The 22,771-nt window shown below is 53.0% G+C and carries 19 protein-coding genes; 3 read left to right on the plus strand and 16 right to left on the minus strand.

The features are described from left to right. Positions 1-21 precede the first annotated feature (21 nt). Positions 22-1,365, minus strand: a complete 1,344-nt coding sequence (locus tag ACI7RC_RS11170; protein WP_408108316.1) for a glutamine synthetase family protein — start codon at positions 1,363-1,365, stop codon at positions 22-24. 305 nt (positions 1,366-1,670) lie between these two features. Here ACI7RC_RS11170 and ACI7RC_RS11175 point away from each other — a divergent pair, with 305 nt between their 5' ends. Further along, complete coding sequence (locus tag ACI7RC_RS11175) at positions 1,671-2,660, plus strand: sigma-54 interaction domain-containing protein (RefSeq protein WP_408108317.1); 990 nt, start codon at positions 1,671-1,673, stop codon at positions 2,658-2,660. Between the two features lie 350 nt (positions 2,661-3,010). Here the strand turns inward: ACI7RC_RS11175 and ACI7RC_RS11180 are convergent, their stop codons facing one another. Genes ACI7RC_RS11180 through ACI7RC_RS11195 form a run of 4 tightly spaced genes read right to left on the minus strand, consistent with a single transcriptional unit; the run spans position 3,011 to position 6,762 of the window. Beyond that, positions 3,011-4,435, minus strand: coding sequence for an amidohydrolase family protein (locus ACI7RC_RS11180; protein ID WP_408108318.1), 1,425 nt, complete (start codon positions 4,433-4,435; stop codon positions 3,011-3,013). A 51-nt stretch (positions 4,436-4,486) separates the two neighbouring features. Then, entirely contained in the window at positions 4,487-5,215 is a 729-nt protein-coding gene (locus ACI7RC_RS11185; protein WP_408108319.1) for an amino acid ABC transporter ATP-binding protein, read from the minus strand. Between the two features lie 32 nt (positions 5,216-5,247). After that, entirely contained in the window at positions 5,248-5,901 is a 654-nt protein-coding gene (locus ACI7RC_RS11190; RefSeq protein WP_408108320.1) for an amino acid ABC transporter permease, read from the minus strand. Positions 5,902-5,937: 36 nt separating this feature from the next. Further along, on the minus strand, positions 5,938-6,762 hold the full coding sequence (locus ACI7RC_RS11195; protein WP_408108321.1) for a transporter substrate-binding domain-containing protein: 825 nt from the start codon (positions 6,760-6,762) through the stop codon (positions 5,938-5,940). Between the two features lie 154 nt (positions 6,763-6,916). Here ACI7RC_RS11195 and ACI7RC_RS11200 point away from each other — a divergent pair, with 154 nt between their 5' ends. Then, a complete protein-coding gene (locus tag ACI7RC_RS11200; RefSeq protein WP_408108322.1) occupies positions 6,917-7,390 on the plus strand; it encodes a hypothetical protein in 474 nt (157 codons plus the stop codon). Positions 7,391-7,480: 90 nt separating this feature from the next. Here the strand turns inward: ACI7RC_RS11200 and ACI7RC_RS11205 are convergent, their stop codons facing one another. The 11 genes from ACI7RC_RS11205 to ACI7RC_RS11255 all read right to left on the minus strand — a co-directional run bounded on the left by ACI7RC_RS11205 (position 7,481) and on the right by ACI7RC_RS11255 (position 19,927). Continuing rightward, a complete protein-coding gene (locus ACI7RC_RS11205; RefSeq protein WP_408108323.1) occupies positions 7,481-8,425 on the minus strand; it encodes a sugar kinase in 945 nt (314 codons plus the stop codon). A 62-nt stretch (positions 8,426-8,487) separates the two neighbouring features. Continuing rightward, the gene (locus ACI7RC_RS11210) at positions 8,488-9,645 is read right to left on the minus strand and encodes a pyridoxal phosphate-dependent aminotransferase (protein ID WP_408108324.1); all 1,158 of its coding nucleotides are present in this window, start codon (positions 9,643-9,645) and stop codon (positions 8,488-8,490) included. A 15-nt stretch (positions 9,646-9,660) separates the two neighbouring features. Then, positions 9,661-10,905 (minus strand): Zn-dependent hydrolase, encoded by a 1,245-nt coding sequence (locus ACI7RC_RS11215; RefSeq protein ID WP_408108325.1) that lies wholly within the window; start codon positions 10,903-10,905, stop codon positions 9,661-9,663. 38 nt (positions 10,906-10,943) lie between these two features. Next, positions 10,944-12,317 carry a dihydroorotase gene (locus tag ACI7RC_RS11220; RefSeq protein WP_408108326.1) on the minus strand — a complete coding sequence of 458 codons (1,374 nt, stop codon included), beginning with the start codon at positions 12,315-12,317 and terminating at the stop codon, positions 10,944-10,946. Positions 12,318-12,340: 23 nt separating this feature from the next. Next, positions 12,341-13,324 carry an ABC transporter permease gene (locus ACI7RC_RS11225; RefSeq protein ID WP_408108327.1) on the minus strand — a complete coding sequence of 328 codons (984 nt, stop codon included), beginning with the start codon at positions 13,322-13,324 and terminating at the stop codon, positions 12,341-12,343. A 32-nt stretch (positions 13,325-13,356) separates the two neighbouring features. Then, positions 13,357-14,862 (minus strand): sugar ABC transporter ATP-binding protein, encoded by a 1,506-nt coding sequence (locus ACI7RC_RS11230; RefSeq protein WP_408108328.1) that lies wholly within the window; start codon positions 14,860-14,862, stop codon positions 13,357-13,359. Positions 14,863-14,915: 53 nt separating this feature from the next. Further along, positions 14,916-15,920, minus strand: a complete 1,005-nt coding sequence (locus ACI7RC_RS11235) for a sugar ABC transporter substrate-binding protein (protein ID WP_408108329.1) — start codon at positions 15,918-15,920, stop codon at positions 14,916-14,918. Positions 15,921-15,990: 70 nt separating this feature from the next. Continuing rightward, positions 15,991-16,725 (minus strand): aspartate/glutamate racemase family protein, encoded by a 735-nt coding sequence (locus ACI7RC_RS11240; RefSeq protein WP_408108330.1) that lies wholly within the window; start codon positions 16,723-16,725, stop codon positions 15,991-15,993. Positions 16,726-16,798: 73 nt separating this feature from the next. After that, entirely contained in the window at positions 16,799-17,845 is a 1,047-nt protein-coding gene (locus ACI7RC_RS11245; protein ID WP_408108331.1) for a LacI family DNA-binding transcriptional regulator, read from the minus strand. Between the two features lie 264 nt (positions 17,846-18,109). After that, a complete protein-coding gene (locus ACI7RC_RS11250) occupies positions 18,110-18,889 on the minus strand; it encodes an FCD domain-containing protein (RefSeq protein WP_408108332.1) in 780 nt (259 codons plus the stop codon). A 153-nt stretch (positions 18,890-19,042) separates the two neighbouring features. Further along, positions 19,043-19,927, minus strand: a complete 885-nt coding sequence (locus ACI7RC_RS11255; RefSeq protein WP_408108333.1) for a LysR family transcriptional regulator — start codon at positions 19,925-19,927, stop codon at positions 19,043-19,045. Between the two features lie 143 nt (positions 19,928-20,070). Here ACI7RC_RS11255 and ACI7RC_RS11260 point away from each other — a divergent pair, with 143 nt between their 5' ends. Then, complete coding sequence (locus ACI7RC_RS11260) at positions 20,071-22,254, plus strand: malate synthase G (RefSeq protein ID WP_408108334.1); 2,184 nt, start codon at positions 20,071-20,073, stop codon at positions 22,252-22,254. Positions 22,255-22,771: the final 517 nt, after the last annotated feature.

Consider the following 22,771-nt stretch of genomic DNA (forward strand, 5'->3'; position numbering starts at 1 on the left):
CATCAACCTCCTGTTGTTCTGTTAAAACAAATGAAAATACTCGTTTCGCTCCCACTCGCTCACACTGCGCTGATACCTCTGCCACTCATTCTGGCGAAGGGAGGCATAGTGCTGGATGAAGCGGGAACCGAAAAATTGGGTGAACCATTCATTGGACAAGAGCGCTTCCACAGCAAGATCAAGTCTGGCCGGCAAAGGACGATGGCCGCCAGGCTGGCGGTAGAGATCGACACCAGTGGCTGCGGCCGGCGGTTCCAGCCGCCTGCGGATCCCATCCAGGCCTGCTAGCAGAATCGCCGCCATCGCCAGATACGGATTGGTATCTGCCCCGGGCAGCCGGTTTTCCAAATGGGTTCCCGCTTCCCCTCTGGCAAACGGAATCCGGATCATCGCGCTGCGGTGCTCGTAGCCCCAGGCGGCATGCGTGGGGGCAAACGTACCGGAGACGAGGCGCTTGTAGCTGTTCACCGTACTGTTGCAAAGCGCGCAAACTGCATCGGCATGCTCGATTTGCCCGGCGATAAACCAGCGTGCCAAAGCGGATAGACCATCATTGGACTGCTGATCGTAGAACAGGTTGCGTCCCTGCCGATCCAGCAGCGAAAGGTGGACATGGCCGCCGCTCCCGCTCAGCCGCTCGTCCGGCTTGCTCATAAAAGTGGCCTGCCAGCCCTTTTGGCTCAAGATTTCCTTGATTCCCATCCGGTAGAAATAGGCCATATCGGCGATCGCTTTGCCTTCAAAGGGGGAGTTGGTAACTTCAAACTGTCCCGAGCCGTATTCCGTGTTGGCCACTTCCGGACCGGCGCCGATGCCGTCGAGCCCCTGCTGCAAGTCTTCCAGGATGTCCGCCACCTCCGCCTGGACTACGTCGGAATAGCAGTTAAGGCCGCTCCAGGCCGGCTGCTGCGTCATCTTGTTATAGACAAAAAATTCAAATTCGAAGGCGCCCCGTACCCGAAAGCCCTCCTCCTCGTACGCCCGAAGCACCCGTTCCAACTGATAGCGCGGGGATTCCGCGATCGGCTCGCCTGCATAGTCGAACAGATCGGCGATCACACGGGCCGTCTGATTGGCCCAGGGCAGGACGACAAACGTACTGAGATCAGGCTTCATCAGCCAACTGGGATAGCCTCCTGCGTAACCGTCGCCCGCCTCCTCAACCAGCTCGGCGGATGTATCCATGGAATAAAGCGCGGAGGGAAAAGTAAGCCCCTCCCTCATCACCTTCTCCAGGAAAAACCGGGCCGGCACAAAACGGGACCTGGGGATGTTTGAATTGTCAGTCACGGCGACGCGAACAGTTCGAATATTTTGCTCCTGGATCAGTTGCTGAACATAACGCTGGAAATCTTTCTCGTCCATAAAGACACCCCTTGGAAGATTTGTATTATGCAATTTTCGTGCCAATAACCAAAAGGCTTGAAACAAGCCATTTTAACAGACTTTTCAAAAAGACAACAACCCATTTTGTTTCGAAAATAAACCAAAAAGTAATATTTGACGAAAATTCGCGATAAATTTACCATGTAATTGTATCATATCCGAACCAACATTTGATCCGAAATTGAAAACAGCACTGGATGAAAAGCGGGCTGTCCCCCCTAGTCATCCAATTTCGAAGAGGCTTTTTAGCGTTTTGCCAATCTTTCCGAGAAAGAAGGGTCTTTATGTTTCTCTCCACACCCGTCCATCATCCGCCTGCCCGCCTGACATCGAAAAACGCCCGTTTTTCCCGTACGCTTGCGATGATCCGCCGCGTTGCGGTTCACCCGTGTACCGTATTGATCGAGGGCGAGACAGGCGTCGGCAAGGAAGTGATCGCCACGCTGATCCATGAGGAGAGCCCCCGCGCCGGCATGCCGTTTATCCGGCTGAACTGCGGGGCGATTCCCGATGCGCTGGCGGAATCCGAGCTGTTCGGCTACGAAGGCGGTGCGTTTACCGGGGCCAAAAAGGAAGGCAGCCCGGGAATGTTTGAACAGGCAGACAAGGGAACTATTCTGCTGGACGAAATCAGCGAATTGTCCCCGTTGATGCAGGTGAAACTGCTGCGTGCCCTGCAGGAGCGGGAGATCAGGCGGGTCGGCGGATCGTGGTCGAAAACGATCGACGTGCGGGTGATCGCCTGCACCAACCGGAATCTCAGCAGGCTTGTGGAAGAAGGGAAATTCCGCGAAGATTTGTTTTACCGGCTGCAGGTGGTTCATTTTGTCATACCGCCGCTCCGCGAACGACCGGAAGACCTGCCCGATTTTCTCGAAGGGTTTTCCGCCCAGTTGGCCGCCGCTTACGGAACCGGCAGCAAAAGCTTCTCGCCGGAAGCGAGGGAGGCGCTGCTTCATTACTCCTGGCCCGGCAATATCCGTCAGCTGCGCAACTGTCTGGAGGGTCTGTATGCTACGGTCGAAGAGGAATCGATTCGCTTATCCGATCTCCCCCCCTATCTTCAGTCATCCGGCATCCGCAGCGAGGGCCGGCGTTCTTCCGCAGGCTTGCGCCAGCAGCTTGACCAGTTTGAAAAGCAGGTGATCGAAGAAGCGCTCAAACAGTCAAAAAGCATTCGCCAGGCCGCCTCTATGCTGCAGCTGCCGCACGCCACCCTGATTCGCCGAATGGAGAAGCTGGGCATCGAAAAGACGTCAAACGTTCCTGTGTGAAAAAGCATAACGGCATATGCTTCCATGCGTGTCCGAAGTCAGCAATCTGTGAGAAATGCTCAAATTCATACGCCTCCAGTGCGATTTGCTGTTCAAAGTTGAGAATCTTGGATGGTCAGGTCGTGAGATCGATGGGCGCCTTTTCAGATTTTGCTTTTTCCAGCCATCCCGCCGACTTGTTATTTCCACCAAATAGAGTGGAAAAGGGAGAACAAATTGGCTGGATGGTCCCGCCAAACGGAGGGTTCATCCAGCCTTTTATCATACAACACCGTTCTACATGCATTTTTTATGTAACCACTGTCCCGGACAGATCGTTATCCGGTGAAAGGCAGGGGCAAACGTGCTTTTTACAGGTATCCTTCCGCCATCATGTTGGCGATTGGCGTCTCCAAGCCGACAACCGCATCGATCGCCCTTTTCCCGAGATTTTTTGCCGCCATTTGAGCTGCTTTTACGGCTTCTTTCTCGTCTACTGTAAGCAGGATTTTATTATCGACCACTACCCGGCCGTCAATAATGACCGTCTCCACTTCACTGCCTTTCGCGGAGTAGACCAGGTTTGGCACGATATTGCGGATCGGCTCCTGAATGATCGGAACCAGGCTCGGATTGTTGAAATCAACAATAATGACATCCGCTTTCTTCCCTTTTTTTAACGAACCGACTTCGTTCTCCAAGCCGATTGCTCGAGCCGAGTCGATCGTAGCCATCCGCAGCACTTTCCACGAGGGAAACACCCGGGGATCTTTCGCTTTGCACTTGTTCAGGATGGCGGTAAACTTCATCTCGTTAAACATATTGTTGCAGTTGTTGCCCGGGGCCTGATCAGAGCCTAGCGCCAGTTTATCGCTCAGTTCAATAAAATCTGCTGCCGGAGGAACGATGCCGTCTATTATCCCAATGCTGCCGGAACAAAGGATCATGGACGCACCCGACTTTGCCAATCGCTGCGTCTCTTCCCGCGTTGCTTCGGTCAAATGGACGGCCAGCAGACGCTCGTTTAGGCAGCCGATTTCTTCTAGATACGGGATGCTTCTTTTTCCGTATCTTTTTACCATTTGGTTGATTTCCCTGTCTCCCTGGGCCACATGCATGTGAATCTTGGTGTCATATTGCTCGGCCAACCGCTTTATTTCCAGTAAAAGCTCCGCCGAGACCATATCCGGCCCCTGCGGACCGAGCAGGCAGGTAATTCGTCCGTTTTCTTTCTCGTGCCAATCTTCCAATAACTCTATGTTTGCCTGCAGTTTCTTCTGTCCGATAACAGGGTCTAGCGGATATAGATCGCCGACTGTTCGATTGCCCATCTCGTCCGGCATTTCATTAACCGTTTCGCAAACGCGGGCTCTCGTCCCTACCGCAACGTGATTCTTGACAATCTCCCCCATATGGGAATCGTAGTCACAACAGGTGGTCGTTCCGGCTTTCACTGCCTCGATAATGTTGACCAGCGAACCTGTGATGTGGTCTTCAAGCGTCAATTCTTTGACAAACGGCCAGAGCCCCTTTTCCATCCAGTTGTCCGTATCCTGGGACAATCCACGCAGGATGGCTATACCCGTATGCATGTGTGCGTCAATCAGCCCCGGCATCACCACTTTGCTTGCTGCATCGATATACCGATGTGCCTTGTACGCTTTTGCGACCTCATCTGAATCACCTACAACCTCAATGAGATTTTCCTTGATTCCGACGGCACCGTTTTCGATCACCCCGACTCCTTTCCCTTCCATCGTAATCACAGTCCCGTTGTAAATGAGTATGTCCAGCATGTGCACCGCTCCCTTCTCACGTATGGTTCTAGGTTCAAATCACTCAATCCTTTAATGCTCCAAAACCTTCGATAGAAAATCCCTTGCCCGGTCTGACTGCGGATTGCTGAAAAATTGATCAGGCGGGGCTACTTCTACTATTTTTCCCTCTGCCATAAAGACAATGTTATTGCAAATTTCTTTGGCGAATCCCATCTCATGGGTAACGACAACCATTGTCATGCCCGTGGCGGCCAGATGGCGGATGGCATCCAGCACTTCCTTGACCATTTCCGGGTCCAGTGCCGATGTCGGCTCATCGAACAGCATGACTTTCGGATCCATCGCCAACGCTCTTGCTATAGCAACCCGCTGCTGCTGCCCTCCGGAGAGTTGACCGGGATAGGATGAGATCTTTTCCCCCAGCCCGAGCGAGGAGAGCAGGCTTTTGGCCTTTGCTTCCGCTTCCTCCCTGTTTACCTTTTTCACTTTGACAGGAGCGATTGAGACATTTTCCAAAGCAGTCAAATGAGGATACAGGTTGAACGATTGGAATACGAAACCGATGTTTGCCCGCACTTTATTGATATCCGTAGTCTTGTGATGAACCTGCAGACCGTCGACGACGATTTCCCCTTGCTGAATGCTCTCCAAGGCATTGATGGCCCGAATAAGCGTACTTTTCCCCGCTCCGCTTGGTCCGATCAGAGCATAGACATGGCCCTTAGGTACCTCCAGGTGAATATCCTGCAGAACTTTATGCTTGCCGTAGCTTTTTGCAACATTCACAATTGAAATCACGATTTTCTCCCCTTTCCTCACGCTGTTTCCATTTACTCTACGACACGATACCTTTTCTCAAGGAAATGGATCACCCGCGAAAGAGTGAAGGTCATCACGAAATAAATGAGGGCGATAAATGTCCACACTTCCAACGAGCGGAATGTGGTTGACACGATGTTTTTTCCGATTAATGTAAGATCGACCACAGAGATAACAGAGACGAGAGAGGAATCCTTTATCAAAATAATAAATTGTGAAGCCATTGGCGGCAGTACCCGACGGAATGCTTGCGGCAGGATGATAAATCTCATAGCCTGCAGGTACGACATGCCGGAGGAGCGGGCTGCTTCCATTTGCCCTTTGGGAACGGCTTGAATTCCGGATCGGACAATTTCCGCAATAAACGCTCCGGAAAAGAAGGAAAGCCCTCCTACAGCAGACCAATAGTCATCTAGGTGCAGAACTTTCCCGATGACGAAGTAAATCCAGATGAGTAAGACCAGTAGAGGCACCCCTCGAATCACTTCCACATAACAGGTAGCGATAAAAGAGAGGACGCGGTTTTTTGAAATCCTCAGCAGCCCTGCTACAATTCCGATTGGAATGCTAAAAAGCAGCGACAATGCGGAAATTTTTAATGTTAACCAGATCCCTTTGACGAAAAGATCCTGGTTTTGAAGGATGACACTCCAATCAAATCCCATTCCTTCCCCTCCCTTTATTTCCCATCACCATTCGCTCTATTGCTTGGTCTGCGGTACTTCGCCCAGCCATTCATTTGATTCAAACCACTTGTTGTGAGAAGCGATATCATCAGGACTGTTTTTGTAGGAAGACAGGAAGGCATTTAGCCAGAGTATACTGTCCAGATCGTTCTTCTTGACAGCAATCCCTAAGTTCTCGGAAGAAATCAGGTCGTAAATGCCCTTGACGTTATCCGGATACATAAGTTCGTATATGCGAAGCGCTGTTTCATCGAAGATAAGTCCGTCCATTCTTCCTTGTCCAACTGCCATCGCTGCATTCGTCAGATCGTCGAAATCCTTGATTTCCGCATGTTTCATGATTTCCTTTGTCAGGAGCGCGCCGGTAGATCCCTGAGAGACGGCGATCACTTTGCCAGGTTTGTCAAGATCCTGCCAGCTCTTTGTCACATTGTCTGTTTTCGGTATCAAAAGTGCCTGTCCCGTGGAGTAATAAGGGTCGGAAAAGCTTACAGCCAGGGCGCGATCTCCACGTATGGTCAAGGCGGAAATGATCAGATCAATATTGCCGTTTTGCAATGCCGGAATGAGAGCGCTGAAATCGTACTGTTTAAACTCCAGATCAACGTTCAGTGCTTTGGCCATGGCGTTCGCTAAATCTACCTCGTAGCCAATCCATTCTTCTTTCTTGTTTTTCATGTGAAAGGGCATGTCTCCGAGGCCAAAACCAACGATCAGCTTCTTTCTTTCCAGTACTTTTTGAATCGTTGACTGCTCCTGCTGCACGGTGGTATTGGCCGCCTGCGAACAACCTGTTGCGACCAAGATAAAGAGCGCGAGAATAAGTAAGGCTTTTTTCATACAATGAACCCTCCCCTTTTTTATCATCAACATTCTTCAACCACTTTGGCGGAAGGAATGCCGCAAACAAGTTGACCTGTTCTATCTCCTCATCAACGACGTGGAGATATCCTGTTGTCTCCGCTTTTCCTCTCATGGAGGGTGTGGTATTCGGTTGGTGCTCTCTGATCAATGTGACACGGTCCCCCTTGTAAAAAGTGTACGTGTAACGTTATCGCATAACGATGAACAACCCGGACGCGCAGCACGATCGGGAAAAAGCCGCGCCAAACAAAAGAGCCAAGGTCATTCAGCGGCCTTTCATCACCACCTCATCATGGATGAGCAGGTGATTCCATTATATTTAAATGATTGCGTACTTTCAATATATTTTCTATTATTCGAAAATAAATTTTCTGGTTTATCGATATACACTCCAAGCTTATCAGCTCCATCTCCTTGGCACATTCACTTCTCTACTGTTACACGACAAAGTGGCTGGATGATCCCGCCAGACGGAGGGGCCTCCAGCCTTTTATCAAACAAATCCATTCTGAATGTTTTGGGAAGCACTTATCCTGCCATGCCATTTCTTGCCGATTCTACCAGCGCGACAAACTTCCGTGACTGCGCTTCGATTGCGCTATAATCGTCCAGAGAAGGCAGCAGATGACTCCCGACTCCTACGGCAGCGGCTCCTGCCCGAATAAAATCAGCGGCCTCGCGTCATCCTCCCCTGCTATCGATGAATGATGTTCCTTTGCCCGTCAGGAGCAACCTGCGGCCAAAACGGAAATCCTTCTACATCGCCGACGACCGTCAAGGCATAAGAAGCTACTCTGTTGGCCAACTCCACCGATGCCTGTGTATTCCACCCGCGGATCATGCCGGAGATCATTCCAGCAGCAAAACCGTCTCCCGCTCCGATCGGATCCACAACCTGTTCGACGGGATAGCCGGGAACATAACCGCTTTCGGCGTCTGTGGCAAAATAAGCGCCTTTTTCGCCCAGCTTCACGACCACGGTTTTTGCGCCAAGTTCCAAAAAGAACGCAGCCATTTTTTCCGGAGTGGACTCTCCTGTCAGCAGTTTTGCTTCGTCGAATCCGGGCATGACAACATCGGCTTGTTTTGCAATAGGCAGAAGTTTTGCTCGGGCCGTTTCCGCCTTCCACAGCTTTAGCCGAATATTGGGGTCAAACGTTATCTGCAGTCCATGGCTTCTGGCGATCTCGATCCCCCGCTGCAGCGTCTGCTCACACGAGTCGCTGAGCGCGGGCGTAATTCCCGTGACATGCAGTATTTTTGCCTGGCGGATGTAGGACTCATCCAAATCCTCCGGCATCATCCGGCTCGCCGCCGAAAGCTTGCGGTAATAGTAAATATTCGACTCCTTTTGTACCTGCCGCTCCTTGAAAAAGACGGCCGTCGGATACTGGTCGTCAAAGATTACCCTCGACGTATCCACTCCTTCGCCGCGGATAAAATTTCGCACGTACAATCCAAACTCGTCGCTGCCAAGCCTGCTGATCCAACCAGCCTGATGTCCCAACCGAACCAATGCGATCGCTACATTGGATTCTGCACCGCCTACCGTCTTGTCAAACAGCTGGGCGTATCTGAGCGGTCCTACAGAGAGCGGGTTAAATAAGACCATTGATTCACCGAAAGTAACTACATCCACTGCATGTTCTCCTCCCTGCATCGTCCGTTATCGCTTCTATTTTGGTGTGCCGCGGCTTCCTCTCACCCTTTGGTTTTGCCGGCGATAAAGCGGCAGATCCGTTTCACCCCTTCGAGCAACAACGAATCTTCGGTAGCAAGCGAGATGCGGATCATCTGCTCCGTCGACGCGCCAAAGGTTGCTCCGGGTGCCGCGGCTACTCTCTCCTCTTCGATCAGCGCCAGCGCGAATTCACGTCCAGCCATGCCTGTTCCTGCGATGTCGACCAGCATGTAAAACGCCCCGGCGGGACTGTACGCTTGTATTCCCGCGTTTTGAAAAAGCTCGCAGACTTGATCCCTGCGCCGTTTATACACCTCGGACATCTCCTTGACAAAATCCTGCGGACCATTGATGGCCGCTTCGGCCGCCTTCTGCGAGACAGAGGAGGCGCACGAGACCATCGGCTCCAGCAGCTTGGCGATCATGGGGGCGACAGCCAAGGGAGCCACTGCGTAGCCCACCCGCCAGCCTGTCATGGCGTAGTTTTTGGAAAAGCCGAAGACGCTGATGACTCTCCCCTCCTGATCAAGCGAAAGCGGACAGCAGTGCTTGCCTTCAAACACGATGCCGTCGTACACTTCGTCCGAGATCACGTATAAATCGTGTCTGCCCGCGAATGCCAGAAGCTCTTTGAGCGTCTGCTCCGGAAACATCGCCCCGGTGGGATTGGCAGGCGAATTGATGATAATCGCTTTGGTCTTCGCCGTTACCAGCCGCTCCAGCTCGGCCATATCCGGCAAAAAACCCGTCTCCTTGTGGAGGGTATATCTGACCGGGGTCGACTCCTGACTCAGGACCATCTGTTCGTAATTGGGCCAACCGGGGTCCGGAATCAGGACCTCGTCCCCCGCATCCGCCAAAGCCAGCAGGCTCGCCGCAATCGCGGTAACCGCACCCGGGGTGACGACGATTTGATCGGGATGTGCGGTGAGCAGGTACTGCCGCTTTAAGTGGCTGCAGATAGCATCTCTTAGCGAAGGAAATCCGGCATTTGCCGTGTAGTGGGTATAGCCTGAACGAATCGCTTCGATGGCTGCCTGCTGCACATGTTCCGGCGTGTCGGCGTTCGGTTCTCCCACTTCAAGATGAATCACATCCGGAAGCTTTGCCGAATGCTCCATGATCTCGCGAATCCCCGACCGGGGCAGCTTGCTGCGGGCTTGCGCCAAACTTTTCATAGGTTGTCCCTCCGTTTACTTGCTCCAGCTGTCATTTGCCAGTTGGTATAGTGCGTTTGTCAACAATTGCGTCCCCATGGCGAGGTCCTGCTTGGCGGTGAATTCCTCCGGACAGTGGCTTAAACCGTCTTTGCTCCTCACAAAGATCATGCCCATCGGACAAAGACCGGCCATGACCATCGCGTCATGCGCCGCCCCGCTTGGCATGATCATCGCAGGGATCTGCAAGTCTTCCGCCAGTTTCTCCAACAGCCCGACAATCCCGGAATCTGCCGGAACCGGCGGCGTATCCTGCGTCACGACGATGTGATGCCTTAACCCTCGTTTGGCACACGTGTCGGCGATGTAGGCCTGAATCTGCTCACCCGCCCGTTGTCTTTGCAGCGCGTCGATGTCGCGTATGTCAACGGTCAGCTCAACCTCTGCGGGAATCACATTATGCCCTCCTGGATAAGCTCTGACGTATCCGACGGTCCCCCGCGTCGTAGGCCCCGTCTCCCGGGCGATGCGCTCCACTTCCGCAATGACCAGCCCGGCAGCAGCCATCGGATCTTGGCGCAGATGCATGGGAACCGCTCCTGCATGGCCCGATCGGCCACTTATTCTCACTCGCATTTGATAGGGGCCGGCTATTCCCGAGACGATGCCCACGGGCGTATCCGTCTCCTCCAGAAATGGAGCCTGCTCGATGTGAAGTTCCAAGAATGCCCGGAAGTCGGACGCCGGCCGCCTTGCTGCCAGGATTTGATCGGGCTTGGCGCCAAACGACTCCATAGCAGAAGCCAACGCGACTCCGTCGTCGTCTTTTACCTGGTAAGGCATATCCGCGCCGAGCCGCCCTGCCACTGCCAGGCTGCCCATCAAGCCGCCGGGAAACCGGCTTCCTTCCTCATTGACAAAGATGGCGATTTCGATCGGCCATTTGGTTTCCACCCGGTTTTCGTACAAGACCTGAACCGCTTCCAAGGCCGCCAACACCCCGGCGACGCCGTCAAATTTTCCTCCGCTGCGGACGGAGTCAAGGTGCGAACCGGCGAGCACCACCGGTCCGCTTTCCCTTCCTTCCCGTCTGCCAAAGACATTTCCGGCTGCGTCAGTCCGGACATCCAGGCCTGCCTCCCGCATCCAGCCCGTCACGATATCGACTGCCTGGCGGTCTTCAGGTGAAAACGCCAATCGGCTGACTCCTCCGTCAGGCATCCCGCCGATTTCGCCGAGCACTGCAATTCGTTCCCAAAGCCGCTCGCCGTTTACCTCCACGCTCAACACCATCCCTGATTCGGTATAAAAAACCTGGCCTACAATTGGTAGTTTGCAAATTTCTTGATCCACTTCCCGTGGCCCCGCTGTCCAATCACAGTGCCGTCCTCATACACTTTCGTTCCGCGAACATAGGTAGTCAGCACCTTGCCTGTCACCGGCATCCCCTCGTACATCGACCAGCCCGATTGGGCGCGCAGCTTTTTCCCTTCCACCACCCACTGCTTGTTCGGATCGAATACGACGATATCGGCGTCCGCGCCGACTGCCAGTGTGCCCTTTTGCGGATAGATGCCGAGCAGTTTGGCCGGGTGATAGGACAATAACCGGACGACATCTTCCAATCCGATATGCCCTTGATGCACCCCTTCGCTGAAGACGAGCGGCAGCATCGTCTCAATCCCCGGACTGCCGGAAAAATTGTCAAAGACATTGGGATGGTGGTTTTCCGGGTGCGGGGCGTGATCCGATGCGATCAAGTGAACCTTCCCTTCCCGTATGCTTTTCCACAATCCGATCCGACTCTCTTCGCTGCGCAGCGGGGGGTTGATTTTGAACTGCGCCCCTACCTCCCTCCAGCGGTCATGGTTGCACAAGAGATAGTGCGGACAAGTTTCGCCCGTTACCCGAACTCCTTCTCTTCTTGCCTGGTGGATCAATTCAAACCCCCGCGGGTTGCTGACGTGCACGATATGCAGCCGGCAGTTCAATTCGCGGGCAATTTCAATCGCGGTAAACATGGCAACGATTTCTGTCATTTCCGGCCTCGTCTCGTGGTGGGCGGCCAGATACGTCTTCCCTTCGCTCGTCCATTTGTTCACCAGATGGTTGATGATCCATTCATTTTCAGCGTGGACCATCGCCGTTTGCCCGCTTTGGGCGATCCGCTCGAACATGGCGTACAGCTCCCCGTCGTCTACTGCTCTCATGCCGTAGGAGGCCGCCCCTGACGTTGCGTGCATCAGCATTTTGTAACCCGTGACCCCCATGTCTGCGATCGTCGGGATGTCATCCAGTTTTTCCGGCAGCCCGGCAGCCAGCAGCGTAAAATCGACCACAGCTTCCGAAGCGGTTCCTTTCGCCTTCGATTCGACATCCTGCGGGTTGGTCGTGGGGCCGCCCAATTCGAGCAGATCGAGCGGATGGTCATTGATCGTCGTGACCCCGCCGGCAGCCGCAGCCGAGGTTGAATTCCAGTGCCCCTCATGCTTGTCGCCCAGCGAGTGCGTGTGATTGTCCACAACCCCTGGCATGAGCAACAAATCACCGTAGTCCACTTCTGTCTCGGCAGCCGGCATTGCAGCCTTCGAGCCAATCGCCGCGATTTTTCCATCCTTGACGGCAATAGATGTATGTTCGCTGACTCCGCTGTGCGTAACGACTTTTCCTGTAACCACTAAATCGACTGTCATGTTTGATCCCTTCCTTTTTCGTTCTACGCTTTGCGCATTCGCTGCAAAGAGGTGATGGATACCGCAAACAGAATAATCAGACCCTTCGCAACCGATTGGTAATAGTACGGTACATTGAGCAGCGTCAATCCGTTGCTGAGCACCCCGATGATCAGGGCGCCAATGAAGGTTCCGGCGAGGTTGGGTTCACCGTTGCGAAACGCGGTTGCCCCGAGAAAAACAGTGGCGATGGCGTCCAGCAAAAGCCCGTCCCCGGATAGCGGGTGGGCCGCCCCGAGCCTCGAGGTCAGTACGACTGACGTAACAGCTACACCGATGCCGCAAACGACAAACGAGAGAACCAGATTTCCTTTCGTGCTGACACCGGAGAGCATCGTCGCCTCTTCATTCCCGCCGATAGCGTGAATGTATCGGCCATAACGAGTCTGGTAGAGGAAGACGAACATGACCACGAGAAATCCAGCCATGATGTAGATGGACGTCGGAATCCCCAACAGGTACCACTGCCCGAATACGCCAAACTCCGCGGGAAAGCCGGAAATCGGATGGCCGTGCGTATACGCCTGATTCAAACCGGAGACCAGAAATCCAATCGCCAGCGTGGCGATAAAATCGGGGATGCCCATGTAGGCAATGGCAAATCCGTTGACCAGACCGATCACCGCACCTGCTGCAAGTGTCAGCAAGAGCGCCGGGAGTAGAGGCATGCCGGCGTCCACGACCAAGGCGCCCATAAAGATCCCGAGCGCACTGCAGACGTACCCGACAGAGAGGTCGATCCGCTTCGTAATCATCACCGCGGTTAAGCCTGCACTCATAATGCTGAGCATGGCGATTTGGCGCAGAACGGTCAGCCCATTGCTAAAACTGGCAAATGCAGGGCTGAGAGCTGAAAAACCGATGCAAAGCAGGATAAACCCAAGCAAAGTACCATACACCTTGAGAAACTTCGATATGTGAAAAGCTGATCGCTGTTTGTTTTCCTGAATGGAAATCATCGTCTCCATAGTACCCCCCTCTTTTCGAACTGACCCTTCCGTCAGCTTCCAATGGCATGCGACAAAATCGTTTCCGCCTGAAGCTCGCTCCTGTCTAGTTCCGCTGCAATCTGTCCCTCTTTCATGACCAGCACACGGTCGCAAATGGCCTGCAGTTCCGGTATCTCAGAGGAAATCATCACGACAGCAGTCCCTTCGCTGGCCAGTTGATTGATCAATCGATAGATTTCGCTTTTCGCTCCCACATCGATTCCTCTCGTCGGTTCATCCAGAAAGAACACTTTTACGGGGCGGTTCATCCATTTGGCCAGGACGACTTTTTGCTGGTTGCCGCCGCTTAAGTTGACGACCAGTTGATCCATATCAGAGGTTTTGATGTTGAGCTTCTTCACCAGGTCGGCTGCCATGCTGCGCTCTTTCCCCTTCTGCAGAAGACCTCCCCTGCTATACGCGGCGAGATTGCCCAGGGAAATATTGGCGCGTACCGACAAGTCCAGGACGACTCCCTGTCTCCGGCGTTCTTCCGGCACCAAGACCAGTCCTGCCTTGACCGCATCCTTCACGCTTCGCAGGAAAACTTCCCTGCCTTCCAAAAAGACGCGGCCTGAGCTTTTGGCATCAATGCCCAGCAGCGAACGAACCATTTCCGACCGGCCGGCGCCCACCAGACCCGAGATTCCCAGCACTTCTCCCCGTCTGACGGAAAAGCTGACATTTTTCACGACATCACTGCGGGAGAGATTCTCCACACGCAGGAGCTCCTCGCCGATCTGAACCTGCTCTTTGGCGATCGTCTGCTCGATATCGCGGTTGACCATGAGCCTGATCAGTTCATCCTTGTCAAAATCGCCCGTCTTCTTGGTCAAGATGGTTTCTCCGTCGCGTAAAACCGTAATCTCATCGGAAATCTCGAAGATCTCATCCAGGTGGTGGGAAATGTAGATGACCGTGATTTGCTGCGACTTGAGATAGCGAATGTAATCGAGCAGTTGAATCGCTTCCTGGTGTCCCAGCCGGGCGGTCGGTTCATCCATGATCAAGATTCGGGCCTGCATGGAAAGGGCTTTTGCGATCACCGTCATTTGCTGCTCGGAGACGCTAAGCTCATCCACGGGCGTCCGTGGATTCAGTTTGATGTTTAGCTCTTTCAGCAGGGTTTCCGTTTGGGCAAAGAGGCGTTTCCAGTCGACCAGGGTGGAGCCATAACGCCTGGGCTCCCTGCCTAGAAAGATGTTTTCAGCGACACTAAAGCGAGGAACGAGAGCCAGCTCCTGCGGCACAAGGGCAATTCCAAGCGCTTGCGAACCGGCATAATCTGGAATTTCGGCAACCTTGCCGTCTAGCAGAATGTTTCCTTCATCTTTTCGATAGACGCCGCTCAAGATTTTCATCAGCGTTGATTTGCCGGCCCCGTTTTCCCCCATAAGCGCATGGACGGATCCTTTTTTTACGGAGAGATTTACGTTATGCAGGGCGCGAATGCCGCCAAACCACTTGCTGACACCCCGCATCTCAATTACGTTTTCGTTGTTTTGCTCGCTAGCCAAATTCCCGCTCCCTCCTCACTCATTGGGCGATAGATGATCAACTCGGCGAAAGACTACTGAAGGTATTGATCGACGTTTTCCTTCGTTACGATGTTGTATGGAATAGGATAAAACTTGTTTGTCTGTTCCCCTCTGGCCAGTTTTTCGGCTACTTGAACCACCTGTTCGGATGCGGTTTTCATGTCAGCGACAACCGTAGCGATGATCGGACCGCCCTCTTTGATGAACTGCAGGGCTTCTTTCTCCCCGTCGACACCGGCGATGATGATATCGTCTCTCCCCGCTGCCTTGACAGCTTGTGCAGCGCCAACCGCTTCCAGGTCAAAGGTAGCCCAGATCGCCTTGACATTCGGGTGGGCTTGCAGAGAGCTTTCCACCCCTTTATAGGCCAATTCGACGGTGCCGGGGAAACCGGATGTGACGTTGGCCACTCTTTTGATGTTGGCGTACTCTTTCAAGACCGCATCCTGAACGTTGCGTCTGGCGCGGATCGCCGGGTGATCGTTGTGGTTGATCGTGATCACTTCACCCTCGAAGCCCATCTCTGCGGCCAGCATACTGTAGATGGAAGAGCCTACTTCAAAGTCGTTTTTGGCAAACAGGGCGGAGACCCCGGGAATCCAGCCGGAATCCATGCTGATCACATGAATCCCTTTGTCCACTGCAGACTTGACCACATTTTTCAACGCATCGGTATCGCCGTTTTGGATGATGATAACGTCTACATTTTGCTGGATGAGGTTTTCAATGTCGGAAACCTGCTGGACGGCGAGACCGTTGGCGTTCACCATCACCGGCTTGAACCCAGCGGCCTTGATCGCCTGTTCGGTGTAATCGTACATCTCCTGATTGTGAATGTTGCTCAGTGCATTGACGCTGACTCCGATGACGATCTGCTTTCCAGGGTCAACCGATTTCGGAGCTTGAGCAGACGGCTCGCCCGTTTGCTCCTGTGCAGCTTGATTGGTGCTGTCAAATGGCGACGTTGTCGTGCATCCGCTTAAAACAAGAGCAAACAGGTAAAACAAAATCGAAAACATACCCCACTTTTTACTCATCCGAATTGCCTCCCTTTGCTTTCGCACTTTTCTATCTGGTCGTTTGGTTGTGACGAACACCTTTTTTTGCCTAGAGCAGCAAGAATTCCGAGAACCCTTTCAGCTGTTTTCTTTCGGGTGCGCTCCAGCTCAGCGCCTTGCTCGTCTGGCTGCCCATGTCTACCAAACATTCTGCCAATTTAACGGCAGGGCTGACTCCGTCCATCACGGGAACGCCCAGTTCTTTCTGCAAATCCTCGACGAACGTAACAAATCCGGCACAGCCGAGCAGAATGCACTCTGCCCCGTCCTCTTCCACAGCTTTTCGGCTTGTTTCGGCAAGCGCCTGCAGTCCCCGTTCGGGATCCCGTTCAAAGTCGAGCACGGAAAGGCCGGTAGAGCGAATCGATTTGCAAAACCCTTCTGCCCCGTGCATCCTCACGACACCTTCGGACATGTGGCGTGACCGGTCCAGGATGGAAACGATGGAGAAGTTGGGAGCGATCAGCTTCGCCGTCGCAATCGCCGCCTCGGCTATGCCAAGTACAGGCTTGACGGTAACTTCCCGTGCCGCCCAAAGCCCCGGATCGCCAAAGCAGGCGATGACGAAGGCGTCAACTCCTTCCTCACGGTCGCCCTTGATTATTTCCTCCAGCAGCCCGGGAATCGCCAGGTACTCATCGTAGTAGGATTCAATACTTTCCGGCCCTGTCTTTGGATTGACGGCAAACACTTCCGTCTCCGGCCGCGCATACTTTTGTCCTGCTATCTCCGCGTTCCTCGTCATCGAGGGCGTGGTATTCGGGTTGATAATCTTGATCTTCAAGAGACGTTACCCCCTTGTAAAAAATGGAAGTTTAACGTTATCGTATAACGATAAACAACTTGAACATGCGGCACTATCGGGAGAGAACGGCGTCATAGGACAAATCCGTCGATTCCCGGCTGACCAATCGCATCGCCAGCTCAACCGTCTTCGGCAGATACACCTCGTTTTTGGTTATGCGCGAAATCATGATTTCCGCCGCCTGACGGCCAATCTCATAGGTTGGCTGCGCGACCACCGTAAGCGTTGGACGTGCGATCGATGCCCATTCCGGATCGTCAAACCCGATCAGCAGCAATTCCCTGGGGACCTGGCATTTCAGTTCGTGTACGGCCTTTAGTGCTGACAGCGAAAGCTTGCCATTGCCCAGAATCAATCCGATCCGTTCGCCTGCCTCCCTATTGGTGACCAGGTCCTTGATATGTTCCGTCACCAACTCCTGGCGGTAGCTGTGAATAATCTTGAGTGACGTGCGGACATCGTGCAGGGCCCGGGCAAACTGTTCGAATGCGACGACCCGCTCATATCGGGGACTGATCCCTTCCGGATGGGCGATCAACAGGGAAATGTGATTGCACTGCTTCTCTTGCAAGTGGCTGATCGCCAAATGCATGCCCTGCACATTATTGGTCGTAACCGTGTCAAACGGCATTTCCGGCAGTTTCCGGTCGATCAGAAGGACGGGAATCGACTTGGACAAGCGGAACAACAAGTCGTTGTTTTTGCCTGTAGAATTGATGATCAAGCCGTCGATTTGCCGCGAATCCAGCATTCTCAGGCACTCGCTCTCCTTTTCCGGATCTTCGTTGGCATTGCAGACCATCAAGCTGTAGCCCAGCTTGGCGCAAGTCTCCTCAAATCCCTGGATGACGGAAACCGAGTAGGGATTGCTGATGTCCGCGACGACAAAACCGATCGTGTTGCTGCGTTCATTGCGCAGTCCCCTGGCCAACTGATTCGGTTTAAAATCGAGCATCTCGATCGAATGCCGAATCCGCTCCCGGGTATCGCTGCTCATCGCTTCATATCTCCCGTTGAGGTACCGGGAGATGGTGGTGGTCGAGACACCGGCGTGTTCGGCGACATCTTTAATCGTCGTTTTGGAAGTCTTCCTGCGCATTTGTTCCCCCCTTTTGGTTAAACGATACCGTGCAACGATTGCCTAACGAATGTTTGTCAGATTACCTCCTCATCAATGATGAGGAGGATAGCCTAATTATATGCAAACACTTTCGCCGTTTCAATATATTTTCTATTATGAGAAAAATATTTTTTTGTTGGTTTATCGATACACTTTGCACATCTAGCGGGGACAGGGGCCACACCTTGCCATGTTGACACCTGCACCCACCGGCAACAATGGGAGCAGGTATACATAAAGATGTTACTTTACGGTCTGACGTTGCTGCTCAATATCCTCAATCAAGGCTTCCATATGCTGGGACATGAGCTTGGCCGCTTCTTCAGAATCTTGCTCGACAATCGCCTCCACGATCGCGTGGTGATGCACTCCGTAATCACAGCCGCGATTGCGGGTGACCAGGTTTTTGAAGCTCCCCTCCAGCTTTTGGTTCTCAAAAATCAAAATATCTACGGCAGCTATAATAAAGCGGTTTTGGGATGCCTCGCTTATCTTCCGATGAAAATCAAATGCATGGAACGTAGGATCCATCTGCTCCGAAACACACTGCTCATGGAGCTTCAACAGGTTTTTTAATTCTTCAATATGCTCAGGCGTTCTCCGCAAAGCTGCCAAATAAGCCCCTTCACACTCCAGGGCCTTTCTCGCTTTGAGCAGATCGATCAGCTCCTGGATATCGTGGGGCTGGGCCGCGCTGATCAACTGCTTGTGATAGCGCATCCGCTCAAGCTCTTCCGTCAGGTGGTCGATATAGGTTTGGCCTTCTTCGGTCAGCACTCTTCCCTGACTCTCGATGAGCCTTGTCAGGTTTCGGCTGTCGAGGGTTTTCAGCATTCGCCCGATGGTGGCCGTGCTCGCTTTGATCTGATGTTGGGCAAGCATGGTTTGCAGCACCCAAGATCCCACCGGTTCCGTCTTATGACTCAGGTGTTTCAAAATGAGATATTCGGTAAGTTCCGCTTTGCTTTGGAACAACTCCATCTCTATGTTGAAAAAATCATCCGTGATATTCTCTTTGTTCATTCCGTCCAACCTCCAGCAACAAGTTCCCACTATTAACTGTTACCAGCATAAGCTTGTCTGACTTCTCGTTGTTTCCTATTCAGAGTAACATGGGAAATGGGTTTCTCCAACATGAACAGCATAATTTAACCAGTTTATACCTCAACCGCACCTTCATGACCTCATTTCCTTAGTCAATTCGATAAATTGGCGCACACAGTATGGCAAATACCTGCCTTTTTTCCAGATCAGACCCAATTCCAGGCCGAGCTCAGATCCTTGCAAAGGAAGGGCGACAACCTCTGGGTTGGCAATCTCCCGGCAAATCTTCTCCGGCAAAAACGTCACTCCCAATCTTGCCTCGACTAATTCGATCAGGAAGTCTTTTTGAGAGCTTTCGCAGACGACCTTTGGCGAGAAGCCGTTTTTTGCGCACTCCTCCAAAATCCGGTCGTGCAGAGAAAAATCCTTGCGGTACAAAATCAACGGCTCATTTTTTACGTCGGAAATGTGCACCATCTGCCTGGCAGCCAGGTCACTATCCCTGTGAACAAGCAGCATTAACGGGTCTTTCAGCAGATTGATCGCTTCCAGGCTGTCGTTTTGAACGGGAGTGCTGCAGATTAATCCGACATCGAGCGAGCCGTCTTCGATTCCCTGCTTGATGGTCTTCGTTCCCACTTCCGTTAAGATGATATCGATGGCCGGATACAGCGCTTTGTACCGGATGATCAATTTCGAGTAAAAGGCCGCTCCGACGATCGGGGGGATCCCGATCCTGATCTCCCCTTTTTTGATTTCCATGATGTCATTCAGCTCTGAGGTGAGATTGTCAAATGACTCGAGAACGTGTTTGGCGTTTACCAGCACCGCTTTTCCTGCATCAGTTAACTCCAGCTGCTTGGTTGAACGATAAAACAGCGGAACGCCCAACTCCTCTTCGATGCTCTTGATCGCCTTGCTGATGGAGGGCTGGGAAATATGCAGGGCAGAGGCAGCTTTTGAGAAGCTTAAATGCTTCGCCACCTCCGAAAAATACGACAGATGTCGAATATCCATAGGAATCCACCTTTATAACGAAAATGCATAATGTTCTTTCTAAATATATATTTTTAACATAGAGAAACCTCATGTACAATGAAAAAAAGTCCGTAACAGCGCTATTCTGCACCTTTTCCAAGAGACGAAGGAGGAGAGAACAGATGGAACAATACGTAACCGCAGGGAATCTTCGCGTGGCATCCGTTCTGTATCAGTTCATCCAAACGGAAGCCCTTCCCGGTACCGGGCTGTCCAGTGAATCATTCTGGTCGGGTTTTGACAAGCTAATCCACGATCTTGCGCCAAAGAACAAGGCCCTCTTGGCCAAACGGGATGAGCTGCAGCAGTTGATCGATCAGTGGCTTCGGGATCACAAAGGAAATTTTCATGCTGACAGGTACAAATCCTTTTTGCAAGAGATCGGGTATCTTGAGCCGGAAGCAGCGGATTTCGAGATTGAAACGCAGGGAATCGATGACGCCATCGCGCTCCAGGCTGGCCCGCAGCTGGTCGTTCCGGTCAATAACGCCCGTTATGCACTCAACGCGGCCAACGCCCGCTGGGGAAGCCTGTACGATGCCCTGTACGGAACCGATGCGATCGACGAAGACGACGGAGCTGAGCGGGGTACTATGTACAATCCGGTTCGCGGGGAGAAGGTTATCGCTTTTGCCAAGGATTTTCTCGATCAATCAGCCCCGCTCCAAGCAGGCTCTCACAAAGAGGCTGTGCAGTATGCGATCGCAAACGGACAGCTGTCTGTCGTCCTTGGCAGCGGCGAGACAACATCGCTGGCGGACCCTTCCCAACTGGCGGGTTACAATGGGGAACCTGCGAATCCCTCGGCCGTTCTGCTGCGCAATAACCGGCTGCACTTTGAAATCCAGATCGACCGCAGCCATCCGATCGGCAAAACAGATCCGGCCGGCGTCAGAGACATCCTCATGGAGGCGGCCGTTACTACGATCATGGACTGCGAGGATTCGGTCGCAGCCGTCGACGCGCAGGACAAGGTATTGGTATACCGCAGCTGGCTGGGATTGATGAAAGGGGATCTGTCGGCGACGTTCTCCAAGGGACAAAAGCAGGTGACGCGGACGCTTCATCCCGACCGGCACTACTTGTCCCCGCGCGGCGAGGAATTGATTCTGCCCGGACGCTCCCTCCTGCTGGTTCGAAACGTCGGCCACTTGATGACCAGCCAGGCCATCCTGGATCAGAACGGACAGGAAGTGCCGGAGGGGATCATGGATGCAGTGATCACCTCCCTGATCGCCATGCACGATCTGCTGCGGAGCGGACGCTTTGTCAACTCCGCCAAAGGCTCCATTTACATCGTCAAACCGAAAATGCACGGATCAGAAGAAGCGGCGTTTGCCAATGAACTCTTTGACCGCGTCGAAGACCTGCTCGGCTTGAAGCGGCATACGCTGAAGATCGGCGTGATGGACGAGGAGCGCCGCACCTCGTTAAACCTGAAAGCCTGCATTTACCAGGTAAAAAATCGCATCGCCTTTATCAATACCGGGTTCCTCGACCGAACGGGCGACGAAATCCATTCATCGATGGAAGCTGGGCCGATGATTCGCAAAAACGAGATGAAAACCACCAGATGGCTGCAAAGCTACGAACAGTCAAACGTCAGTGTGGGACTCGCTTGCGGCTTGCAGGGCCGGGCCCAGATCGGCAAAGGCATGTGGGCGATGCCGGACCTGATGAAAGAAATGCTGAAGCAAAAAAGCGGCCATCTGATGGCAGGCGGCAATACGGCTTGGGTGCCCTCCCCTACGGCGGCCACCTTGCATGCCCTGCATTACCACCAAATCGATGTAACCGAGGTGCAAAACAAACTGAAGGAAACGATTCGGGATTACCGGGACGATATCCTGGACATTCCAGTCGCCGCCACACCGCAGTGGACACCGGAGGAAATCCAGCAGGAGCTGGACAACAACGCCCAAGGCATCCTGGGTTACGTGGTTCGCTGGGTAGAGCAGGGAATCGGCTGTTCCAAGGTGCCGGATATTCACAACATCGGGCTGATGGAAGACCGGGCTACCCTGCGCATTTCCAGCCAGCACATGGCGAACTGGCTTCGCCACGGAATTGTCAGCGAAGAACAGGTCCTCGCGACCATGAAGAACATGGCAAAGGTGGTAGACCAGCAAAACGCCGGGGACCCTGCATACACCCCTATGGCTGATGATTTTGAGCAGTCCACGGCCTTCCAGGCGGCTGTTGAACTGGTACTGAAAGGCTGTGAGCAGCCGAACGGCTACACCGAGCCTATCCTGCACCGCAAACGGATAGAGTACAAGGCCAAGCAAACGGCGCAAAAAGCCTGATGAATCAAATGAAACCAGCATGTTTCGGAATTGCCGAAGCGTGCTGGTTTTTTTGTGCTGCATTTAGATGCGAAACGGTCATTTACCCAGGATGTATCGCCTTTACTCCCCTAATCCTGAGACATACCCGATTGATATCTGATCAATGGGGGATGTGTTTTTATGGCGATTCGCCCGCTTTGCCGCAGATTTGCGGCGATCCTTAATGCGATGCCGACCGTGGTAGATGGTGTTTGTACCGCTCAGGCTCTTCGTACCAACTGCCAGAGCAGTAAGAGATGCTAAATCGGTGCAGACGAAAAGAATTGTACGGCCTATTGTTTGCCGGAGATAAAGAGGGGGCGGTCAGAGACCGCCTTTTTTATGGGCATATTATCTCCGTGATGGCAGCATGGGGCAATCCCTCCCTGTTTTTTGACCGCTGAGTGAACTACCCACCACTTAAAACCTAACGGTTTCTGAAATGGGGGCTTCTCGACTTATCGTTGCTTTTAGTAGCCAACGAAAACTGACCGAG

This window comes from Brevibacillus sp. B_LB10_24 (genome assembly GCF_046036945.1).
Lineage (GTDB): Bacteria > Bacillota > Bacilli > Brevibacillales > Brevibacillaceae > Brevibacillus_C.

Bases quoted from the DNA above. Each gene is read 5' to 3' on its own strand.
- ACI7RC_RS11250 (WP_408108332.1), bottom strand. From the start codon at position 18,889: ATGAACAAAGAGAATATCACGGATGATTTTTTCAACATAGAGATGGAG.
- ACI7RC_RS11220 (WP_408108326.1), bottom strand. From the start codon at position 12,317: ATGACAGTCGATTTAGTGGTTACAGGAAAAGTCGTTACGCACAGCGGA.
- ACI7RC_RS11180 (WP_408108318.1), bottom strand. From the start codon at position 4,435: ATGCTGGACATACTCATTTACAACGGGACTGTGATTACGATGGAAGGG.
- ACI7RC_RS11195 (WP_408108321.1), bottom strand. From the start codon at position 6,762: ATGAAAAAAGCCTTACTTATTCTCGCGCTCTTTATCTTGGTCGCAACA.
- ACI7RC_RS11225 (WP_408108327.1), bottom strand. From the start codon at position 13,324: ATGGAGACGATGATTTCCATTCAGGAAAACAAACAGCGATCAGCTTTT.
- ACI7RC_RS11170 (WP_408108316.1), bottom strand. From the start codon at position 1,365: ATGGACGAGAAAGATTTCCAGCGTTATGTTCAGCAACTGATCCAGGAG.
- ACI7RC_RS11260 (WP_408108334.1), top strand. From the start codon at position 20,071: ATGGAACAATACGTAACCGCAGGGAATCTTCGCGTGGCATCCGTTCTG.
- ACI7RC_RS11210 (WP_408108324.1), bottom strand. From the start codon at position 9,645: ATGAAAAGTTTGGCGCAAGCCCGCAGCAAGCTGCCCCGGTCGGGGATT.
- ACI7RC_RS11190 (WP_408108320.1), bottom strand. From the start codon at position 5,901: ATGGGATTTGATTGGAGTGTCATCCTTCAAAACCAGGATCTTTTCGTC.
- ACI7RC_RS11175 (WP_408108317.1), top strand. From the start codon at position 1,671: ATGTTTCTCTCCACACCCGTCCATCATCCGCCTGCCCGCCTGACATCG.
- ACI7RC_RS11235 (WP_408108329.1), bottom strand. From the start codon at position 15,920: ATGAGTAAAAAGTGGGGTATGTTTTCGATTTTGTTTTACCTGTTTGCT.
- ACI7RC_RS11255 (WP_408108333.1), bottom strand. From the start codon at position 19,927: ATGGATATTCGACATCTGTCGTATTTTTCGGAGGTGGCGAAGCATTTA.
- ACI7RC_RS11245 (WP_408108331.1), bottom strand. From the start codon at position 17,845: ATGCGCAGGAAGACTTCCAAAACGACGATTAAAGATGTCGCCGAACAC.